The organism is Curtobacterium sp. MMLR14_006 (assembly GCF_001864985.1).
GTDB lineage: Bacteria > Actinomycetota > Actinomycetes > Actinomycetales > Microbacteriaceae > Curtobacterium.
This window is the reverse complement of record NZ_MJGU01000023.1, coordinates 70,438-88,170: the sequence shown is the minus strand read 5'-3', so window position 1 is coordinate 88,170 and position 17,733 is coordinate 70,438. Positions and strand designations below refer to the sequence as shown.

The 17,733-nt window shown below is 72.9% G+C and carries 19 protein-coding genes and 1 tRNA gene; 10 read left to right on the top strand and 10 right to left on the bottom strand.

The window, feature by feature from the left end; all coding sequences use genetic code 11:
• Positions 1-66: 66 nt before the first annotated feature.
• The 4 genes from BIU94_RS12190 to BIU94_RS12175 all read left to right on the top strand — a co-directional run bounded on the left by BIU94_RS12190 (position 67) and on the right by BIU94_RS12175 (position 3,211).
• Complete coding sequence (locus tag BIU94_RS12190; RefSeq protein WP_254782991.1) at positions 67-906, top strand: DeoR/GlpR family DNA-binding transcription regulator; 840 nt, start codon at positions 67-69, stop codon at positions 904-906.
• A 98-nt stretch (positions 907-1,004) separates the two neighbouring features.
• Positions 1,005-2,543, top strand: coding sequence for a glycoside hydrolase family 36 protein (locus BIU94_RS12185; protein WP_071261934.1), 1,539 nt, complete (start codon positions 1,005-1,007; stop codon positions 2,541-2,543).
• Positions 2,544-2,561: 18 nt separating this feature from the next.
• Positions 2,562-2,816 (top strand): hypothetical protein, encoded by a 255-nt coding sequence (locus BIU94_RS12180; protein ID WP_071260607.1) that lies wholly within the window; start codon positions 2,562-2,564, stop codon positions 2,814-2,816.
• Positions 2,813-3,211: a hypothetical protein gene (locus tag BIU94_RS12175; protein ID WP_071260604.1), complete on the top strand. Its 399-nt coding sequence runs from the start codon at positions 2,813-2,815 to the stop codon at positions 3,209-3,211. Before BIU94_RS12180 ends, BIU94_RS12175 begins: the two co-directional genes overlap by 4 nt.
• 3 nt (positions 3,212-3,214) lie before the next feature.
• On the opposite strand, the gene BIU94_RS12170 is transcribed toward BIU94_RS12175, so the two are convergent.
• Positions 3,215-3,778 (bottom strand): GrpB family protein, encoded by a 564-nt coding sequence (locus BIU94_RS12170; RefSeq protein WP_071260602.1) that lies wholly within the window; start codon positions 3,776-3,778, stop codon positions 3,215-3,217.
• A complete protein-coding gene (locus BIU94_RS12165; protein ID WP_071260600.1) occupies positions 3,775-4,350 on the bottom strand; it encodes a GNAT family N-acetyltransferase in 576 nt (191 codons plus the stop codon). Before BIU94_RS12165 ends, BIU94_RS12170 begins: the two co-directional genes overlap by 4 nt.
• A gap of 100 nt (positions 4,351-4,450) precedes the next feature.
• Here BIU94_RS12165 and BIU94_RS12160 point away from each other — a divergent pair, with 100 nt between their 5' ends.
• Both BIU94_RS12160 and BIU94_RS12155 read left to right on the top strand, forming a co-directional pair.
• Entirely contained in the window at positions 4,451-4,936 is a 486-nt protein-coding gene (locus BIU94_RS12160) for a hypothetical protein (protein ID WP_071260598.1), read from the top strand.
• A gap of 33 nt (positions 4,937-4,969) precedes the next feature.
• Complete coding sequence (locus tag BIU94_RS12155) at positions 4,970-5,932, top strand: helix-turn-helix domain-containing protein (protein WP_071260596.1); 963 nt, start codon at positions 4,970-4,972, stop codon at positions 5,930-5,932.
• A 63-nt stretch (positions 5,933-5,995) separates the two neighbouring features.
• Here BIU94_RS12155 and BIU94_RS12150 read toward each other — a convergent pair.
• The 3 genes from BIU94_RS12150 to serS form a co-directional block, all read right to left on the bottom strand.
• A tRNA-Ser gene (locus BIU94_RS12150) sits at positions 5,996-6,083 on the bottom strand.
• A 102-nt stretch (positions 6,084-6,185) separates the two neighbouring features.
• Complete coding sequence (locus tag BIU94_RS12145) at positions 6,186-7,049, bottom strand: HAD family hydrolase (protein ID WP_083404795.1); 864 nt, start codon at positions 7,047-7,049, stop codon at positions 6,186-6,188.
• Complete coding sequence (gene serS / locus BIU94_RS12140; RefSeq protein WP_071260594.1) at positions 7,046-8,314, bottom strand: serine--tRNA ligase; 1,269 nt, start codon at positions 8,312-8,314, stop codon at positions 7,046-7,048. The genes BIU94_RS12145 and serS overlap by 4 nt, the downstream gene beginning before the upstream one ends.
• 117 nt (positions 8,315-8,431) lie before the next feature.
• Between serS and BIU94_RS12135 the strand changes: the two genes are divergently transcribed.
• Positions 8,432-9,502: a diacylglycerol kinase family protein gene (locus tag BIU94_RS12135; protein ID WP_083404794.1), complete on the top strand. Its 1,071-nt coding sequence runs from the start codon at positions 8,432-8,434 to the stop codon at positions 9,500-9,502.
• Between the two features lie 98 nt (positions 9,503-9,600).
• Here BIU94_RS12135 and pheA read toward each other — a convergent pair whose 3' ends face one another.
• The 4 genes from pheA to BIU94_RS12115 form a co-directional block, all read right to left on the bottom strand.
• Entirely contained in the window at positions 9,601-10,557 is a 957-nt protein-coding gene (pheA, locus tag BIU94_RS12130) for a prephenate dehydratase (RefSeq protein ID WP_071260592.1), read from the bottom strand.
• 190 nt (positions 10,558-10,747) lie between these two features.
• The gene (locus tag BIU94_RS12125; protein WP_071260590.1) at positions 10,748-11,293 is read right to left on the bottom strand and encodes a MarR family winged helix-turn-helix transcriptional regulator; all 546 of its coding nucleotides are present in this window, start codon (positions 11,291-11,293) and stop codon (positions 10,748-10,750) included.
• Positions 11,294-11,321: 28 nt separating this feature from the next.
• Entirely contained in the window at positions 11,322-11,765 is a 444-nt protein-coding gene (locus BIU94_RS12120) for a hypothetical protein (RefSeq protein ID WP_071260588.1), read from the bottom strand.
• Positions 11,762-13,177 (bottom strand): molybdopterin-dependent oxidoreductase, encoded by a 1,416-nt coding sequence (locus BIU94_RS12115; protein WP_175472217.1) that lies wholly within the window; start codon positions 13,175-13,177, stop codon positions 11,762-11,764. Before BIU94_RS12115 ends, BIU94_RS12120 begins: the two co-directional genes overlap by 4 nt.
• Positions 13,178-13,231: 54 nt before the next feature.
• On the opposite strand from BIU94_RS12115, the gene BIU94_RS12110 reads away from it, so the two are divergent.
• Genes BIU94_RS12110 through BIU94_RS12100 form a run of 3 tightly spaced genes read left to right on the top strand, consistent with a single transcriptional unit; the run spans position 13,232 to position 16,032 of the window.
• Positions 13,232-14,671 carry a glycosyltransferase family 87 protein gene (locus BIU94_RS12110; RefSeq protein WP_071260586.1) on the top strand — a complete coding sequence of 480 codons (1,440 nt, stop codon included), beginning with the start codon at positions 13,232-13,234 and terminating at the stop codon, positions 14,669-14,671.
• A 5-nt stretch (positions 14,672-14,676) separates the two neighbouring features.
• On the top strand, positions 14,677-15,705 hold the full coding sequence (gene moaA, locus BIU94_RS12105; protein WP_071260584.1) for a GTP 3',8-cyclase MoaA: 1,029 nt from the start codon (positions 14,677-14,679) through the stop codon (positions 15,703-15,705).
• 3 nt (positions 15,706-15,708) lie between these two features.
• On the top strand, positions 15,709-16,032 hold the full coding sequence (locus BIU94_RS12100) for a MoaD/ThiS family protein (RefSeq protein WP_083404793.1): 324 nt from the start codon (positions 15,709-15,711) through the stop codon (positions 16,030-16,032).
• Positions 16,033-16,628: 596 nt separating this feature from the next.
• On the opposite strand, the gene BIU94_RS12095 is transcribed toward BIU94_RS12100, so the two are convergent.
• Positions 16,629-17,729: a calcium:proton antiporter gene (locus BIU94_RS12095; protein ID WP_071260581.1), complete on the bottom strand. Its 1,101-nt coding sequence runs from the start codon at positions 17,727-17,729 to the stop codon at positions 16,629-16,631.
• Positions 17,730-17,733 lie beyond the last annotated feature (4 nt).

Below are 17,733 nucleotides of genomic sequence, written 5' to 3'. Positions count from 1 at the left end.
GGAATCGCCGTTCGTCCAACATTCCGAGCGAAACGATCAGAATGACTGACCGCTACGATCGCACTCGTGATCGATGACCGCTCCTCGTCGCCGTCGCAGACGTCCCCCGCCTCCGGGTCGGGCAAGCGGTCGCGGCGCATGCTCGCCGTGCTCGAACTGCTGTCCGAGCAGGGCGCCGTCTCGCTGCAGGACCTCGTCACGTCGCTCGGGGTGTCGGCGGCGACGGCCCGCCGCGACCTCGCCGACCTCGAGCAGCAGGGGCTGCTGACCCGCACGCACGGCGGTGCCCGGATCGCGGTCCCGACGGCCGAGATCCCGGTCCGGCTGCGCGAAGGGCGCTCGCAGGCCGTCAAGCAGCGCATCGGGCGGGCGGCGGCAGCGCTGCTGCCCGACGGCCCGTTGGCCGTGGCGATCGGCGGCGGCACCACGGCCGCGACGGTCGCCCGTTCCCTGGTCTTCCGCAACGGTCTGACCATCGTCACGAACTCGCTGACGACCGCCGGCGAGATCGGCGCGCGGCCGAACCTGCGGGTCGTGATGACCGGTGGCACCATCCGGCCGCACTCGTTCGAGCTCGTCGGGGTCCTGGCCGAGAACGCGTTCGGCGCGATGAACGTCGGGGCCGCCTTCGTCGGGATGGACGGGGTCAGCGCCGCCGGCGGTGCCACCACGCACGACGAGATCGAGGCGAGGACGAACGCCGCGATGCTCCGCAACGCGCAGCGCACGATCGTCGTCGCCGACTCGTCGAAGATCGGCCGGACCACGCTCGCGCCCGTCGTCGGCATGCAGGCCGTGCACGACCTGGTCACCGACGACGGCGCCGACCGGGCCGAGCTCGGACGCATCGCGGACCTCGGCGTGCGGGTGCACGTCGTCGCGAGCCAGACACCCGAGCCGCGCTGAACGCGCGGCGGGGCCGCGCAGAACGATCGCGCAGACCGACTGCGCACCTGCCCGTCGGCGCTGGTCGTGGCGTGGCCGGCGACGGCATACTGCCGACCGTGCACCACGACGACGCCCCGACCCAGCAGCTCCTCCGGACCGGACGGACCGTGCGCCTGCACGCGTCCGGGCCGGACGACCCGACCGCGACACCGGTGGCGGGTGGCTGGCTGCTCGACCCGGGCCCGCTCACCGTCGCGCACGACGGCGAGGCGGTCGAGGTCCACCGGCACGGCTGGACCTCGTGGTCGCCGACCGGGTGGACGCCGATCGAGGACGCACCCCTGCACATCGCCGGCGACCCCGACCGGACGGTGACCGCCGACGACGCAGCGAACGACACCCCGGACCGGCACGAGGGCAACGGCGCGGTCGCCGTCGCCCTGGCCGACGGCCGGGTCGTGCTGCTCGGTGCCGTCGGACTCGGGCTCCCCCGCGCCGGGGCCGACGCCACGCACCTGTGGGGCCGCACCGAGGACGCCGGCGGGCAGTGGTTCCTCGCCGTCGGCAACGAGGCTGCCGTGTTCGACGCCTACGCCGCGCAGCTCGCCGCCCACTTCGGCTCGTCGCCCGACGCCGGCTCGGTGTCGACCGTCTGGTGCAGCTGGTACTCGTTCTTCGAGGACATCGACGCCGAGCGGATCGAGCAGTCCGTCGACGCCCTCGGCGACCTGCCGTTCGACGTCGTCCAGGTCGACGACGGCTGGGAGGAGATCGTCGGCGACTGGGCGCCGAACGCGGACTTCCCCGACGGCCTCGCACCGATCGCCGAACGGATCGCGGCACGCGGTTCACAACCCGGCCTGTGGCTCGCGCCGTTCATCTGCCTGCCCGACTCCCGCACGGCGCTCGAGCACCCGGACTGGCTCGTCCAGCGCGAGGACGGCGAGGGGCCCATCGTCGCCGGCCACAACTGGGACACCCACTACTGGGCGCTCGACACGACGCTGCCGGCCGTCCAGGAGCACCTGACCGAGGTGTTCCGTGCCGTCGTCGGCTGGGGCTTCCGCTACCTCAAGCTCGACTTCCTGTCCGCAGCTGCCCTGCGGGGCGTCCGCCACCGCGCGGGCGACCGCGAACAGGTGTACCGCGACGCGATCACGCTCATCCGCCGGGTGGTCGGCGACGACGTGCACCTGCTCGGCTGCGGTGCGCCGATGCTCGCGTCGATCGGCGTGCTCGACGCGATGCGCGCCGGACCCGACACCGCATCGTTCTGGAAGAACGACGCCACCGTCCCCGACCCCAGCCACGAGGGCGGACTCAACGGACTGGTCGGCCCGCTGGAGCGCGTCTGGATGCACCCGCTGTACCGGATCGACCCGGACGTCGTGTCCTTCCGCGCCGGCGCCGGGACCCTCGGCGCCGACCAGCGCGCCCTGCTCGCCGACCTCGCCCGCGTCTGCGGCTTCCGGTCCACCTCGGATCCGGTGCAGCAGCTCACGCCGGACGAACGCGCCGACCTCGCGTCGTTCCTCGACCACCAGCCGCGGGTGCGCCGGCTCGACCGGTACCGCTTCGCGGTCGACGACCGCGTCGTCGACTTCCGTCCGGCGGTCGCCGAGGCACGTGTCGGCCGGGAGGCACTGGGTCGCTGACCGCCGTAGGGTGACGGTGTGCAGGCCCTCGGATCACTCGCGCGCGTCGCCTTTGCCGGGTTCGGCCTGCTGGCGATCTGGCTGCTGACGACCGCCGACGGTCGCCTCTCGCGGGTGCTCACGGGGATCGGGTGCGCGCTGCTCGCCGCCGCCGCGTACGTCGGGCAGGACCTCGCCGACCGGGCAGCCCGGAACCGGCAGCTCGACGACGCGGTCGCCCGCAAGGACGAGTGGGAGGCCGAGCACCGCTCGTCGGAGGAGTCCGAGCGATGACGAGCACCGAGCACAGCGAGCGACGCACCGGCTGGACCGCCACGGGCTGGGCGGTGCTGTTCTGGCTGACCGCCGGGCTCGGCGCCGTCGCCGGCTTCCTGACGTGGCTGTTCCTGTACCTCGCGTCCGACGTCGACAACCGCAGCACGGCCGACGACTTCTCGAACCCGCACGAGGGGGCGGTGACGCTCGGGCTGCCGGTCGTCGTCGGGGCACACCTGCTCGGTCTGCTCCTGCTCCTGATGGCGGCCCGGGTCGCCCGGCACGACCGTCGCTCCGCGGTCCGGTTCGCGCTCGTCGCCCTGGTCGCGACCTCGCTGGTCGGTCTGGCGGGCCTCCTCGCGCTGACCGGCGGCGACCTGCTGGTGCCGTACCCGCAGCCGTTCCTGCCGTGACCGTCAGCCGCCGGCGCCGCGTCCGGTGATCCGGCGGTTCGTGGCGGCGATCGCCGCGCGGTCCTCGTCGGACAGCCCGGCGGCGCGCAGGACGCGACCGAGCACGTCGCTCTTCATCGCGATGTACTCGTCGATGTCCGACGCCCGTCCGGCCGCACGGCGCTTCACCGCGGCGTACGCGTCGCGCAGCACCGCGTCCGACCGCAGGACGTCGCGGACGGCCAGGTGGTTCCGCAGCGCGAGCGACCCGGCGGTGGCGACGTACGTGTTGCTCGGCGCGAAGCGCTCGGGGGTCCGGAACGCCTGCCGGTCCGGCACCCCGAGCTCGCCGCGGGGCTCGAACCCGATCGTCGCGAGCGCGGCCACGGCGGCGGACACGTCGGCGGCGTCCACCACGACGTCGACGTCGACGACCGGCTTCGCCGCCAGGCCCGGCACGGCGGTGCTGCCGACGTGCTCGATGCTCCGGAACGGAGCACCGGCTGCGTCGAGCGCGGCGGCGTACGCGTCCCGCAGCGCCGCGAACCGCTCCGGCCACGACGCCCGGTACGCGACGACCTCGATCACGGCGACCCCGACGGAGCGATGACCTGGAACATGACGTGGTCCCGCCAGACCCCGTCGATCTTGATGTACTCGGGCGCGAAGCCGTACCGGGTGAAGCCCGCCGCGGCCAGGGCCCGCTGCGAGCCGACGTTCTCGGGCAGGGTCTCGGCCTGCACCCGGTGGAGCCGGAGCACGTCGAACGCGTGGTCGACGGCCGCGCGGACCGCGCGGGTGGCGTGCCCCTGCCGCGTCCGGTCGGCCCGTACCCAGTACCCGAGTGCGCACGACTGCAGCGCACCCCGGGTGACCCCGCTCAGGGTGATGCGGCCGAGCAGCTCCCCGTCGCCGGACTCGATGACGAACGGCACCGCGGTCCCCGCCCGACTCGCAGCGAGCGCCTGCATGATCACGTCGTGCTGCCCGCGCTCCGTGTAGTACGACGGTGAGCGTGCCGGCTCCCACGGCCGCAGGTGGTCCGCACTCGCCGTGATGACCGACGCCAGGACGGCTGCGTCCTCGACGCGGATCGGGCGCAGCCTGGTGCCCGGATCGGAGGGCGCATGACCCGGGCGGTCGCGGTGGTCCAGCGGCATCTCGGTCGCCTCCGTTCGGGCTGGGTCTGGGCTGATCGTCGGCGGACGGGGTCGCGCCGCGGTGCGGCCGCCCGCGGACGGGGCCGGATAGCGTTCTACCATGCACCTCCGTCCACGTCGCAGGTTCGTCACGACCGCCGTCGTGCTGGCGGTGACCGCGTGCGCCCTGACCGGCTGCGCGGGGTTCTTCGACCGCTACCCGAACGCGCAGGGACCGGCCGACCTCGCCGGCACGTGGACGCACGCGTCCAGCCGCCTGACGCTGCACGGGGACGGGACCTTCGAGATGACCGACATGCCCACCTGGGTCACGCGCGGTGACACGAGCGCCCCGGTCGACCCCGGCACCCCCGCGACGGTCAGCTGCACCGGGACCTGGGACCTGCAGGTCGATGTCCAGAACTTCCACCTGTCGTCGCCGACGCCCGACTGTGGTGGGGGCGGGTTCGCGACCGGCAGGCAGGGCGAGATGACGATCGCCTTCGGCATCGACGGTGGTTCCGGTGACCCGCGGTGCTGGGAACTCGTCCGCGTCGGGTCGGACCTCGAGCCGCGCGGTCGCGAGGGGTGCCGACAGTACAACTGAGGCGGCTCGCCCTCGGTCTAGGATGCCTTCGACATGACCAGCAGCGACGGCTCGAGCGCTCACCCGGACCCCGCCGTCCGTCGTGAAGCCTCCGGCCACGACGTGGACCAGGCGACGGCCTTCTACGAGCACCTCCACAACGCACGCCGCGTGTCGCTCACCGCGTCCGGCAGGCCCTTCGCGTACCGGGTCCGGGCGGTCGGCGACCCCTCGATGACGCTCCGCAGTTCGACGCTCACGGCGGACCGGTGGGGGCGCATCGAGCCCGAGGGCCGCTACCTGCTGACCTGGGCGCAGCACGGCACCGCCGCCATCGACGCCGGGACCGACCACGAACAGGTCCTGCGCCCGGGTACCGCCGCGATGTACCCGACCGGCCGCGCCCTGACCCTCGAGGCCCCCGCGGACACGGTGCTGCACGCCGTCGACTTCGATGCGACCTTCCTCCGGGACCTCGACGCGAGTCGCCGGAACGCCGAACCCCGTCCGCTGCGCTTCAGGCGGCACCCCGCACCCGAACCGCTCGCCGTGCTCCAGCGCCGGCTCGCCGCCGCAGCTCCCGAACTGCTCGACCCGACACTGCTCCCCCTGCGGCGACGCCTGTTGACGCAGAGCATCGGACGGCTCGTCCTCGACGCGTTCGCCGAGACGGACGAGGGGCTGTTCGGGGAGTACCACGGCAACGTGGGTCGCGCCCTGCGGTTCATCGCCGACCGCAACGGCGACCCCATCACCTCGCACGACGTCGCTGCTGCGGCGGGGCTGAGCCTGCGCGGCCTGCAGGAGGCGCTCAACCGTGCAGACCTCGCCGCGCCGACGGTCCTCATCCGACAGGCACGGCTCCGCGGCATCCGGAGCGAACTGCAGCAGGCGGCCCCCACCCGCGTCACCGTCGCCGAGATCGCCCTGCGCTGGGGCTTCCGACACCTCGGCCGGTTCGCCGGGTACTACCTGCAGGAGTTCGGCGAGAACCCGAGCACCACGCTCCGCACCTGACATCCGGAACGGGCGTCGGCAGACCGGACCCGGACGTGCCCGGTGCTCGATGCGCCTCGGTGATGGCGGAGGGTGTGGGATTCGAACCCACGAGACATCTCTGCCCACCTGTTTTCAAGACAGGCTCCATCGGCCGCTCGGACAACCCTCCAGTGACGCGACCACGTGGCGAGACGTGACCGCGTCCCGGGAAGTCTACCCGGGCCTCCCGTCCGGCTGCGCGTCAGCGCCTGCGCGTCAGCGCCTGCGCGGATCAGCGCGGCAGGGAGTCGAGCGCCGCTGCCAGGCCGTCGTCGGTCACGCCGCCGGTGAGCTCGTTGCCCGCGTCGGCGACGTCGTCGGGCGCCTGGCCCATGACGACGCCGCGACCGGAGGTCGAGGCCCACCGCAGCATGTCGATGTCGTTGCGTCCGTCGCCAGCGGCGAAGACGCGGGACCGCGGGATGTCGAGCCACTCGCGCACGCGCTCCATCGCGGTGGCCTTCGTGACCCCCTCGGGGGCGATGTCGAGCCACGACGTCCAGCCGACCGAGTACGAGACCTTGTGCAGGCCCATCTGCTCGACGACCTGCAGGAAGTCCTCGGTGTCGTGGCCGGGCGAGATGACGACGACGCGCGTGGCCTCCACCCCGAGCAGCCGTTCGAAGGGCACGTGCTCGCCGGCGACCGTCATGGTGTCGTCGGGGAAGTTGCCCGAGAGCAGGAAGTGCCCGGTCTCGTCCTCGACGCCGAACGCGGCGTTCTCGAGCGCGCCGTGGATGGTCCGCAGGACCTCGGAGGGGTCGAACCGCTCGACGTGGACGCGCTCGTAGGACCCGTCGGGCCGGCGCGCCAGGGTCAGCGCCCCGTTCGCGCACACCAGGTACTTCGGTCGGATGCCGAGCGTGTCGAGCAGGGGCACGGTCATGCCCTCGCTGCGCCCGGTGGAGAGCATCACCTCGTGGCCGGCGGCCTCGGCGTCGCGGAGCGCGGCGACCACCGCCTCGGTGACGACGCCGTCCTCGCGCATGGTGGTGCCGTCGACGTCGAGCGCGACCAACCAGCGCTTCGTGCGGGCGGGCGCGGCGCCACCCGCGTCCTGCGAGGTGCCGTCGACGAACCGTCCCTGCGTGCTCATCGGGGCTCGATCACCTCGACGCCGCCCAGGTAGGGGCGCAGGACCTCCGGCACGACGACGGAGCCGTCGGCCTGCTGGTGGGTCTCGAGGATCGCGACGATCCAGCGGGTGGTGGCGAGCGTGCCGTTCAGCGTCGCGACGGGGGCGGTCTTGCCGCTCTCCGTCCGGTAGCGGATGTCGAGGCGGCGGGCCTGGAACGTCGTGCAGTTCGACGTCGAGGTGAGCTCGCGGAAGGTGCCCTGCGTCGGCACCCAGGCCTCGATGTCGTACTTCTTCGCGGCGCTCGTGCCGAGGTCGCCCGCGGCGACGTCGATGACGCGGTAGTGCAGCCCGAGGTCCTGGAGCATCTGCTCCTGGTGGGCGACGAGCTTCTCGTGCTCGGCCTCGGCCTGGTCCGGGTGCACGTACGCGAACATCTCGAGCTTGTTGAACTGGTGGACGCGCAGGATGCCGCGGTTGTCCTTGCCCGCGGAGCCGGCCTCGCGGCGGTAGCAGGTCGACCAGCCGGCGTAGCGGTGCGCGTCCGTCGACTCGTCGAAGGACAGGATCTCGTCGGCGTGGAAGCCGGCGAGGGCGACCTCGCTCGTGCCGGTCAGGTAGAGGTCGTCCGCCTCGAGGCGGTAGACCTCGGCGGCGTGCTCGCCGAGGAAGCCGGTGCCGGCCATCGTCTCGGGGCGCACGAGCGTCGGGGTGATGAGCGGTTCGAAGCCGGCTGCGACCGCACGGTCGAGGCCGAGCGACATGAGCGCGATCTCGAGCCGGGCGCCCATGCCGCGCAGGAAGTAGAAGCGCGAGCCGGAGACCTTCACGCCGCGCGGGATGTCGATGATGCCGAGGTGCTCGCCGAGGTCGGCGTGGTCCTTCGGCTCGAAGTCGAACTCGGGCTTCGTGCCGACGGTGCGCAGCGTGACGAAGTCGTCCTCGCCGCCGGCGGGGACCCCGGGCAGGACGACGTTCGGGATGCCGCGGACGACCGAGTCGAAGGCCGCCTCGGCCTCGGTGACGGTGGCCTGGGCCTGCTTCACCCGACCGGCGAGGGCCTGGGCCTGCTGCACGAGCGCGGCCTTCTCGTCCTTCGGGGCCTTCGCGACGGTCTTGCCGAAGGCGTTCTGCTCGGCACGGAGCGACTCGAACGAGGTGATCGCGCTGCGACGTGCGGAGTCGGCGGCGACGGCCTCGTCAACGACGGTCTCGGAGGCACCACGTGCCTGCTGTGAAGCCTTGATGACGTCCGGGTTGTCGCGGAGCAGCTGTGGGTCGATCACCGCACCATCCTAGACAGGGCTGGCCGCACGCGACCCTTCTCCCCCCGGGGCGGACGGCACGGGACCCTTCTCCGTCCGGGGCGGACGGCACGCAGCGCGGATCGGTAGCGTTGACGTATGTCGACCCCTTCGGAGACCGCGCCCGCGGATCAGGACGCCCTCCCCACCGAGCAGCGGACGGCCGCGGTGGTCTACAACCCGGTCAAGGTCCACCTGCCGACCCTCAAGCGCACGGTCCAGGAACACCAGGAACAGGCCGGTTGGGCCGAGACCCTGTGGTTCGAGACGTCGGAGGAGGACCCGGGCGGCGGCATGGCCCGCGCCGCGGTCGAGGCCGGTGCCGACGTCATCGCCGCGGCGGGTGGCGACGGCACGGTCCGTGCGGTCGCCGAGGTCGTGCACGAGTCCGGCTCGACCCTCGCCCTGCTGCCGAGCGGCACCGGCAACCTGCTCGCGCGCAACATGAAGCTGCCGCTCGACGACCTGACCGCCAGCGTCCGGTCGATCTTCCACGGCGACGACCGCAAGATCGACTTCGGGATGCTCCGGATCGAGCGGCCCGGCGGCGAGCGCGAGCGCTACGGCTTCCTGGTGATGGCGGGCCTGGGCCTCGACGCCCGGATGCTCGTGAACACCCGCCCCGAGCTGAAGAAGAAGGTCGGCTGGCTCGCCTACGTCGACTCGCTGTTCCGCTCCGTGCGCGACGCGGACGCCTTCGAGTTCCGCTACCAGCTGGACGACGACGGCAACCGCTCGCTCCGTGCGCACTCCCTGATCGTCGGCAACTGCGGCATGCTGCAGGCCGGTGCGATCCTGCTGCCGGACGCCGAGATCGACGACGGTGTCTTCGACATCGCGGTGATGCGACCCCGCGGCTTCTTCGGCTGGGTCCGGATCGGCGCCCGGGTGTTCTACGAGAACGGGATCCTGCGGGCGTTCCGCCGCTCGAAGCTCAGCAACACCGTCGTCGGGCAGCGGATCGTGTCGAAGTCGCGCGAGGAACGGCCGCTGCGCTACCTGCGCGGGCAGGAGTTCACCGCCCGCCTCGAGCGGCCCGACGAGTTCGAGATCGACGGCGACCCGGTGGGCGAGGTCATCGCCTTCCGCTCGCGGATCGACCCGATGGGGCTCTCCGTGCGCGTGCCGGACCCGGCGGACGACCGCCACGGCTCGCGTCAGGTGCCCTGACCCGGAGGCGTCGAGCCGCATCGGGCTCGCCCGGAACGGACTGACCCGGCGGCGTCGAGCCGCGTCGGGCTCGCCCGGAACGGACTGACGCGGCGGCGTCAGTCCGCGTCGGGCTCGCCCGACACGATCCCGCGCAGCCAGTCCCGCGCCTCGACGAACGCGGCGTCCGAGTAGCGGGCCGGCACCTCGGGTCGTGCGCCGTCCGCGCGGGGGTACGACCCGAGGAACGTCACCCGGGGGCTGAAGCGGCGCAGGCCGAGCAGCGCGTCGGCGACGCGTTCGTCACGGACGTGGCCGTCCAGGTCGATGTTGAAGCGGTAGCGGCCGAGTTCGTCGCCGATCGGCCGTGACGACAGCAGGCCCATGTTGATCCCCCGCGTCGCGAACTGCTCGAGCATGTCGACCAGGGCACCGGGGTGGTCGGCGGGCAGCTCCACGATGACGCTCGTCTTGTCGGCGCCGGTCGGCTCCGGCAGCGCGAGGGTCTTCGACACGAGCACGAAGCGGGTGACGGCCGACGCGTTGTCGCCGATCGACGACGCGAGCACGACGACGTCGTGGTGCTCGGTGATGCCGGGTGGGGCGACCGCGGCGTCCGCCGTGGGGTGCGCGTCGAGGAGCGCGGTCGCGGCGGCGACGTTCGACGACGCCGGGATGTGGCCGTGGCCGGGCAGGTTCGCCTCGAGCCAGTGGTGGGTCTGCGCGTAGGCCACCGGGTGGGCGTTGACGGTGCGGACGTCGGCGAGCGTGGTGCCGGGTCGGGCGACGAGGACGAAGTCGACGGGGACCAGGTACTCCCCCGTGATCCGCACGCCGGGGATCCGCGCCAGGGCGTCCTGGGTGGCGCTCACCCCGCCGTCGACGCTGTTCTCGATCGCGATGACCGCGCCGACCGAGCGCCCGGTCACGACGTCGTCGAGGGCCTCGCCGACGTTGTTGACGCTGCGCCAGGGCTTGCCCGCCGCCGCCTCGACGAGCTTGAGGGCCGCCTCGGTGAAGGTGCCGGCCGGTCCGAGGTAGGAGTACGTGTCGGACGGCGCGGCGGGGTCGGTCATGCCGCGAGCCTATTGCAACGGCACCACCCGACCGGCGGCACGGCACCACCCGACCAGCGACGAGGCACCACCCGACCAGCGGCACGGCAAACACTCGACCAGCGGCACGCCACACCCGGCAGCGCGGCCCGGCCGGCAGCGCAGCGCAGCCGGCGGCACGGCCAGCCCGGCGACGCCGACGAGACGGCGCTCAGTCGCTCGCGGCGCCCGTCAGCCGTTCCTCGCAGATGGCGGTGTCGTCGTCGCTCCGCGGGTAGGTCAGGGCGGCGAACCGTCCCTCGGGGTCGAGCCGCGAGAGCAGCGCGACCGCGATGCCGTCGAGCTGCGCGACCTGTTCGTCGGTCAGCGCGTCGATCACCACGCGACGGGCGGTCCGGACGTGGTCCGGGGCGGCGCGGACGATGGCGGCGTACCCGTCGTCGGTCAGCCGCACGTCGGTGGCCCGGCGGTCCGAGGTGGACGGGCAGCGTGCGACGAGCCCGCGCTTCTCGAGCCGGGACACCACGTGGGACAACCGCGGCAGCGAGGCGTTCGTGGCCGAGGCCAGCGCGGACATCCGCAGCGTGCGGGTGTCCGTCTCGGAGAGCATCGCGATGACCATGTAGTCGAAGTGCGTCAGGTCGGCGTCGCGCTGCAGCTGCTGGTCGAGCGTCGCCGGCAGGAGCTCCATGACGGCCACGAGCTTCATCCACGCGCGCAGCTGCTCGCGGGTGAGCCACGGGGTCTCGTCGGTCATGGATGCATCCTACCGAAAGGTTGTCGCTTCAACCAGAAGTTCGTGCGACGGTCCCCCGCCGGGCCCGGACCACGCCGACGACGAGCACCGCCACGACCACCAGGAGCAGCGCCCCCTCGACCAGCAGCAGGCGCGTGCCGTAGTCGAACGGCAGCACCGTGGGGTTCTTCTGCCCGTGCCGCTGCGCCGCGATCTCCGGCAGCACCACGAGCGCGAGCACGCTGCCGGCCACGATCGCCGCCTGCACGACGACGAGCACCCAGGCGCGGAGCGACCGACCGGCCCGGCGCAGCAGCAGGCCGGCCACGACGACGAACGGCGACAGGATCGCGTCGTGCAGGATGACCGCCCCGAGCAGCCAGGTCGCCAGGCCACCGATGCGCTGCGGCGAGACGGACGTGACGAGCACGTAGCCGCCGAAGCCCATCACGAGCACGCCGACGACGACGAGCACGGTGCGAGCGGCCCTCATCGCAGCACCTCGATCTTCTCGATCCACTTGGTCTGCAGCACGCCGGGCCGCCCGGGAGCGATGATCCGCGCCGGGAACCCGTGGTCCAAGTCGAGCGTCGCCCCGTTCAGCTCGAGGGCGACCAGGGTGGTCGGGTCCTCGGCGTACTCCGGCCCCATGTCCATGATCCGGTACCCGCCGTGGCGTTCCAGGCTCGTCACCCGCACGTGCGACCCCGGCTCCGCCTGCACGGCGCGGAGCAGGTCGCGCATCCGCACGCCCTTCCAGCTCGCCATCTGGCTCCACCCCTCCACGCACGAGATCGGCAGGTCGGCCTGCGCGGTGCCGAGCGCGACGAGTTCGGCCCGCACGAACGTCCGGGTCACGTCCCGTCCGACGACGGTGAGCGTCCAGTCGGCGGCCGTCGCGGTCGCGAGCACCCCCGCTGCACGTGCCGTCCGGTTCACCGGCAGGCCGTTCGCACCGAGACCGCGCCCGCGGGCGCCGAACACGTTGAACGGCTCGGCGAGCTTCGAGGACTGCCCCGCAGTCAGGGCGACGACGCCCACGGCCGCGGCCGTCACGCCGGTGAAGAACCCGCGACGCGCGATCCGCTCACGTCGGCCCTGTGCGACCTCCGGCACCGGCCGGGAGGCCCGGCTCGCCTCCGCCGTGTCGGCCACCGGTCCGTCGGTGGTCGCTTCCTCGGCGCCCACGCTGGTCTCCGGGACCGCGTGCCGCCCGGTGGGACGGGAGCCGCCGCCGGCGGCTGCGGCGTCGGAGCCGTCGATCCACCGGAACAGCCGTCCGGTCAGGCCGCGTGCGGTGGGGCCGGCCGTCTGCGCGGCCGGAGCCGGCGCGGCGGACTGCATCCGGGCCTCCTGAGCGGGAGGGAGCAGCTCGCTGCCGGACGCGGGGTCCGCGATGAACCGGCCGTGCTCGTCGTAGGAGTCGCGCTTCCGCCAGTACCGGGCGATGACCGGCAGCTTCGCGGCCACGTGGACGACGAGCGACCCGATGATCACGTAGGCCATGGCGTTGTGCACCTGGCGGAACGGGAACGGCCACGGGTACCACTGGTAGGTGTTCAGCAGGCCGGTCCCGACCTGCAGGATCGACGCCGACACGAGCACGGCGATCGACACGCGCTCGAGCAGGTGCAGCACCCCGCGCACCGGCGGAACCTGCACCAGGGCGGGCATCACCGTGTTGAGCTTCGCCAGCAGCAGCGGGATGATCGCGATGCCGGTCGTGATGTGCAGGCCCTGGGTGAACTGGTAGAGCTGCGTCGGACGGGTCGGGAACCGCATCCAGCCGAGCGGCTCCTGCAGCAGGTGGCTGTAGATGCCGGTACCGAAGCAGACGAGGAACGCGATGCCGAGCAGGCGGCCGAGCACCACCGCGGAACGCGCGTTCCGGTTCGGCGAGGCCAACGCGGCGCGTGCGTCGAACAGGGCACGGCCGACGACGGATACCCTCGACGGACCATGAGCGACCGACAGCGTGCCGTCCGACCGCCCCTCGCCCGCCGGCCGGCCGACCTCGTCGCCACCGTCGTGGCCGTCGTCGCGGTGGTCGCCCTGGCGGGCGCGATCGCCTACGGCATCACGCATCTGGGGTTCCTCCGGGCTGGCCATCGTTCCTCATTCGTAGCGTGGACGCTGATCGCTTGGACGGTGTTCGTGGTCGCCGTGCTCGCGCTGCGGTTCGTGCCGGCCCGGTGGACGACCACCCTGGTCGTCGTGGGAGCCGTGGTGGTCGGCGTCGCAGCGCTCGCCGGCCCGCCGAACACGAGCACCGACTCGGCGCGCTACGCCTGGGACGGCATCGTGCAACAGGCCGGTGTCTCACCGTACGCCCACACGCCCCAGTCGACCGCGCTGACCGGCCTGCGACCCGACTGGCTCTTCCCGGACAAGGTCGACGGCACGTGCGAACCGCTGAAGCCGCGCTACCGCGGACTCGGCGACGGCGCCGACGGCCACTGCGTCGCGATCAACCGGCCGGACGTGACGACGATCTACCCGCCGATGGCGCAGCTGTGGTTCGCCGGCGTCCGCGCGTTCGTGCCGGCCACCGCGCAGTACATGCCCTTCCAGGTCGCCGGGCTGCTGCTCTCGCTCGGTGTGACCCTCGGCCTGCTCGCGGTGCTCCGCCGCACCGGTCGACCGACGTGGTGGGCCGCGCTCTGGGCCTGGTCGCCCCTCGTCGCCGCCGAGGCCGTCACGAACTCCCACGTCGACGCCCTCGGCGCGGCGCTCGCGACCGCCGGTGCCGTGCTCGTCGTGTTCGGCCGGCCGATCTGGGGCGGGATCGCCCTGGGCGCGGCGACCGCGACGAAGCTCATCCCCGCGCTCGTCTACCCGCCGCTGCTCGGCCGGTGGCGGCACTGGTGGGCGATCCCGGTCGGCATCGCCGTGTTCGGGTTGCTCTACGTCCCGTACGTCATCTCGACCGGACCCGCCGTGCTCGGCTACCTGCCGGGTTACCTGAGCGAGGAGGGCTACGAGGACGGGTCGCGGTTCGCCCTCGTCTCGCTCGTGTTCCACGGCGACGCCGCCACCGTCGTCGTCGGGCTGCTGGTGCTCGCCGCCGCGTTCGTCGCGTGGCGACTGTCCGACCCGTCCCGGCCGTGGTCGGGCGAGGTCCTGCTCATCGGCGTCACCTTCCTCGCCGTCACGCCCCGGTACCCCTGGTACGCCCTGCTGCTCATCCCCTTCGTCGTGCTGTCCGGCCGGTGGGAGTGGTCGGCGGTGGCCCTGGCGATCGCGCTGCGCGGCGTGTGGCCGTCGACCGACGCCTACCGGTGGTGGCTGCTCGCCGCCGTCGCCGTCGTGCTCGCCGTCACGCTCGTCCGCACGAGCCGGACGGACTGGCAGCGCTGGTGGGCGCGGTTGACGTTCCGGTCGCCGGAGCACGTACGCTGACGCTCATGGCTCCTGCGCGACTGCTCGGCTCGTCCGGGCTCGTGGACCGCTTCGGACGGCGTGCGATCGACCTGCGGGTCTCGCTGACCGAGCGCTGCAACCTGCGCTGCACGTACTGCATGCCCGCCGCCGGGCTGCCCTTCGCCCCCGACGACGCCCTCATGACCGCCGCCGAGATCGAACGGCTCGTCCGGATCGGCTCGTCGCGCTTCGGTGTCCGCAAGGTCCGGTTCACCGGCGGCGAGCCGATGCTCCGGCACGACCTGGTCGACGTCATCGCCCGGTGCGCCGCACTGCCCGACGCCCCGGAGCTGTCCCTCACCACGAACGCCATCGGCCTCGCCCACCGGGCCGCGGCCCTGTACGCCGCCGGGCTCCGCCGGGTCAACGTGTCGCTCGACACCGTCGACCCCGACACCTTCACGACCGTGACCCGCCGCCCCTTCCTCGACAAGGTCATCGCCGGGCTGTCCGCCGCCCACGACGCCGGGCTCGACATCAAGGTGAACGCGGTGCTGCTCCGCGGGGTCAACGACGACGCCGCCCCCGAACTGCTCCGCTGGTGCCTGGACCGCGGCTACGAACTCCGCTTCATCGAGCAGATGCCGCTCGACCCCGACCACGCCTGGGACCGCACCGAGATGATCACCGCGGACGAGATCCGCACGCTGCTCGCCACGTCGTTCGTGCTCACCCCCGACGAGGCGCCCCGCGACGGCGCCCCCGCCGAGCGCTACCGGGTGCAGGACGCCGGCACCGGCGCACCGCTCGGCACCGTCGGCATCATCGCGAGCATCACCGAGTCCTTCTGCGCCGACTGCACCCGCACCCGCCTGACGGCCGACGGCCACGTGCGGAGCTGCCTGTTCTCCGACGAGGAGACCGACGTCCTCGGCCCGATGCGCTCCGGCGCCCCGGACGACGAGGTCGCCGAGCTCTGGCAGCGGGCGATGTGGGCGAAGCCGCGCGACCACGGCGACGACACCGACGACCTCGTGCACCCGACCCGCGGCATGAGCGCGATCGGCGGCTGAGACGTGACCACGATCCGGTTCTTCGCCGCCGCCCGGGCCGCCGTGGGGGTGGACTCGGTCGAGGCTCCTGCGGTGTCGGGCTCGGCGGCGGCAACCGCGGCAGCGGCGTCGGCGTCGGCGTCGGCGTCGGCGGCGGCGTCGGCGTCGGCGTCGGCGACGACGCTCGGCGAGGCGCTCGACGCGGTCGAGGCCGCCGACCCCGAGCGCTGGGCAGCGCTGCAGGAGCGGTGCTCGTACCTGGTCGACGGCGTCGCCACCCGCGACCGTGCGACCTCGCTGCAGGGCGTCGCGCTCGTGGACGTCATGCCCCCGTTCGCCGGGGGGTGAGGGGCGGGGCGGCTGGTGCACGGTCGCTCGAGTCGGCTCCGGAGCGCGTGCAGCGGGGCTGATCGCGTGCGGCGGGGCTGATCGCGTGCGGCGGAGTGGCCAGCGGTCTGACCCGCCACGCGCAGCCCTTCCCATCGCGCTTGATGTGGAAAGCAGTTCCGCGCGTGGTCAGCAGGAAAGAAGTACCTCCTCCGCGCGAACTTGCTCGCCACGCGCGGGACGTCCTCCTGCGCGCGGAACTGCTCCGGGCCGCGCGACCCCGGTTGGTTCTTCCCATCGCGGTCGGGATGGAAAGCAGTTTCGCGCGTCGTCGGCAGGAAAGAAGTGCCTCCTACGCGCGAACCTGCTCACTACGCGCGGAACGACCTCCCACGCGCGGAACAGCACCCGGTACCCGCACCCGCCGAGCAGCCCGCGCACCGTGTTCGCCGCACGCTTCGACCCATCGCGCCTGAGATGGGAAGCAGTTCCGCGCGTAGTCGGCAGGAAAGAAGTACCGCCTACGCGCGAACCTGCTCACCACGCGCGGAACGACCTCCTACGCGCGAAACAGCACCAGCCCCCAGCACCAGCACCAGCCCCCGCCCCCAGCACCCCTACGGCGACACCGACAGCACGATGAACGCCGCGAAGATCACCAGGTGCACGCCGCCCTGCAGGCGGGTCGCGCGGCCGGGGAGCACGGTGAGCACCGCGGCGACGATCGTCAGCGCCAGGAGCACGATCTGCGACGAGCCGAGGCCGAGCAGCAGCGTCCCCGGCATGAACAGCGAGGCGACCGCGATCGAGGGGATCGTCAGACCGATCGAGGCCATCGCGGACCCCATCGCCAGGTTCAGGCTCGTCTGGATCCGGTTGCGGGCGGCGGCCTTCGACGCGGCGATCCCCTCGGGCAGCAGGATGAGCAGCGCGATCACGACGCCGACGAACGACGGCGGGAACCCGACCGCGGCGACGCCGGCCTCGATCGCGGGCGACTCCACCTTGGCCAGGCCGACGACGGCGACGAGCGCGACGACGAGCAGCCCGAGCGAGACGAGGGTGGCCCGACCCGTGGGTCGTGCGGCGTGCGTGTCCTCGGACTCCTCCAGGACCCCGCCGGCACGGTTCACCGGCAGGAAGAAGTCCCGGTGGGCCACCGTCTGCGTCACGACGAACAGTCCGTAGAGCACGAGCGACGCCACGGCGACGAAGACCAGCTGCGTGCCGGTGAACGACGCGTCGTCGGTGCCGGTGGTGAAGGTCGGCAGCACGAGGGTCAGCACGGCCAGCGCGGCGACGGTCATGGTCGCGGCGCTCGCGCCCTCCTGGTTGAACCGGACGGTGTTGTGCCGGAGCGTCCCGATCAGGATCGCGAGCCCGACCAGGCCGTTCATCGTGATCATCACCGCCGAGAACACCGTGTCCCGCGCGAGCGTCTCGGCCTGCGCCCCGCCGGAGCTCGACAGCGAGATGATGAGCGCGACCTCGATGACGGTCACCGCGACGGCGAGCACGAGCGAGCCGAACGGCTCCCCGACCCGGTGGGCGACGACCTCGGCGTGGTGCACCGCCGCCAGGATCGTGGCCGCCAGGACGACGGCCACGACGACGACCACCGCGGTGCCGAGTCCGTAGCGCCCGTACGAGAACGCGAGCACGACGGCGGCGAGCAGCGGGGTGGCCACGGGCCACACCTTGGGGAACCAGGAGGTCATCAGA

Bases quoted from the DNA above. Each gene is read 5' to 3' on its own strand.
- pheA (WP_071260592.1), bottom strand. From the start codon at position 10,557: ATGACCGACCCCGCCGCGCCGTCCGACACGTACTCCTACCTCGGACCG.
- BIU94_RS12160 (WP_071260598.1), top strand. From the start codon at position 4,451: ATGCACCTCCGTCCACGTCGCAGGTTCGTCACGACCGCCGTCGTGCTG.
- BIU94_RS12125 (WP_071260590.1), bottom strand. From the start codon at position 11,293: ATGACCGACGAGACCCCGTGGCTCACCCGCGAGCAGCTGCGCGCGTGG.
- BIU94_RS12165 (WP_071260600.1), bottom strand. From the start codon at position 4,350: ATGCCGCTGGACCACCGCGACCGCCCGGGTCATGCGCCCTCCGATCCG.
- BIU94_RS12120 (WP_071260588.1), bottom strand. From the start codon at position 11,765: ATGAGGGCCGCTCGCACCGTGCTCGTCGTCGTCGGCGTGCTCGTGATG.
- BIU94_RS12145 (WP_083404795.1), bottom strand. From the start codon at position 7,049: ATGAGCACGCAGGGACGGTTCGTCGACGGCACCTCGCAGGACGCGGGT.
- BIU94_RS12175 (WP_071260604.1), top strand. From the start codon at position 2,813: ATGACGAGCACCGAGCACAGCGAGCGACGCACCGGCTGGACCGCCACG.
- BIU94_RS12110 (WP_071260586.1), top strand. From the start codon at position 13,232: ATGAGCGACCGACAGCGTGCCGTCCGACCGCCCCTCGCCCGCCGGCCG.
- BIU94_RS12135 (WP_083404794.1), top strand. From the start codon at position 8,432: ATGTCGACCCCTTCGGAGACCGCGCCCGCGGATCAGGACGCCCTCCCC.
- BIU94_RS12155 (WP_071260596.1), top strand. From the start codon at position 4,970: ATGACCAGCAGCGACGGCTCGAGCGCTCACCCGGACCCCGCCGTCCGT.
- moaA (WP_071260584.1), top strand. From the start codon at position 14,677: ATGGCTCCTGCGCGACTGCTCGGCTCGTCCGGGCTCGTGGACCGCTTC.
- BIU94_RS12095 (WP_071260581.1), bottom strand. From the start codon at position 17,729: ATGACCTCCTGGTTCCCCAAGGTGTGGCCCGTGGCCACCCCGCTGCTC.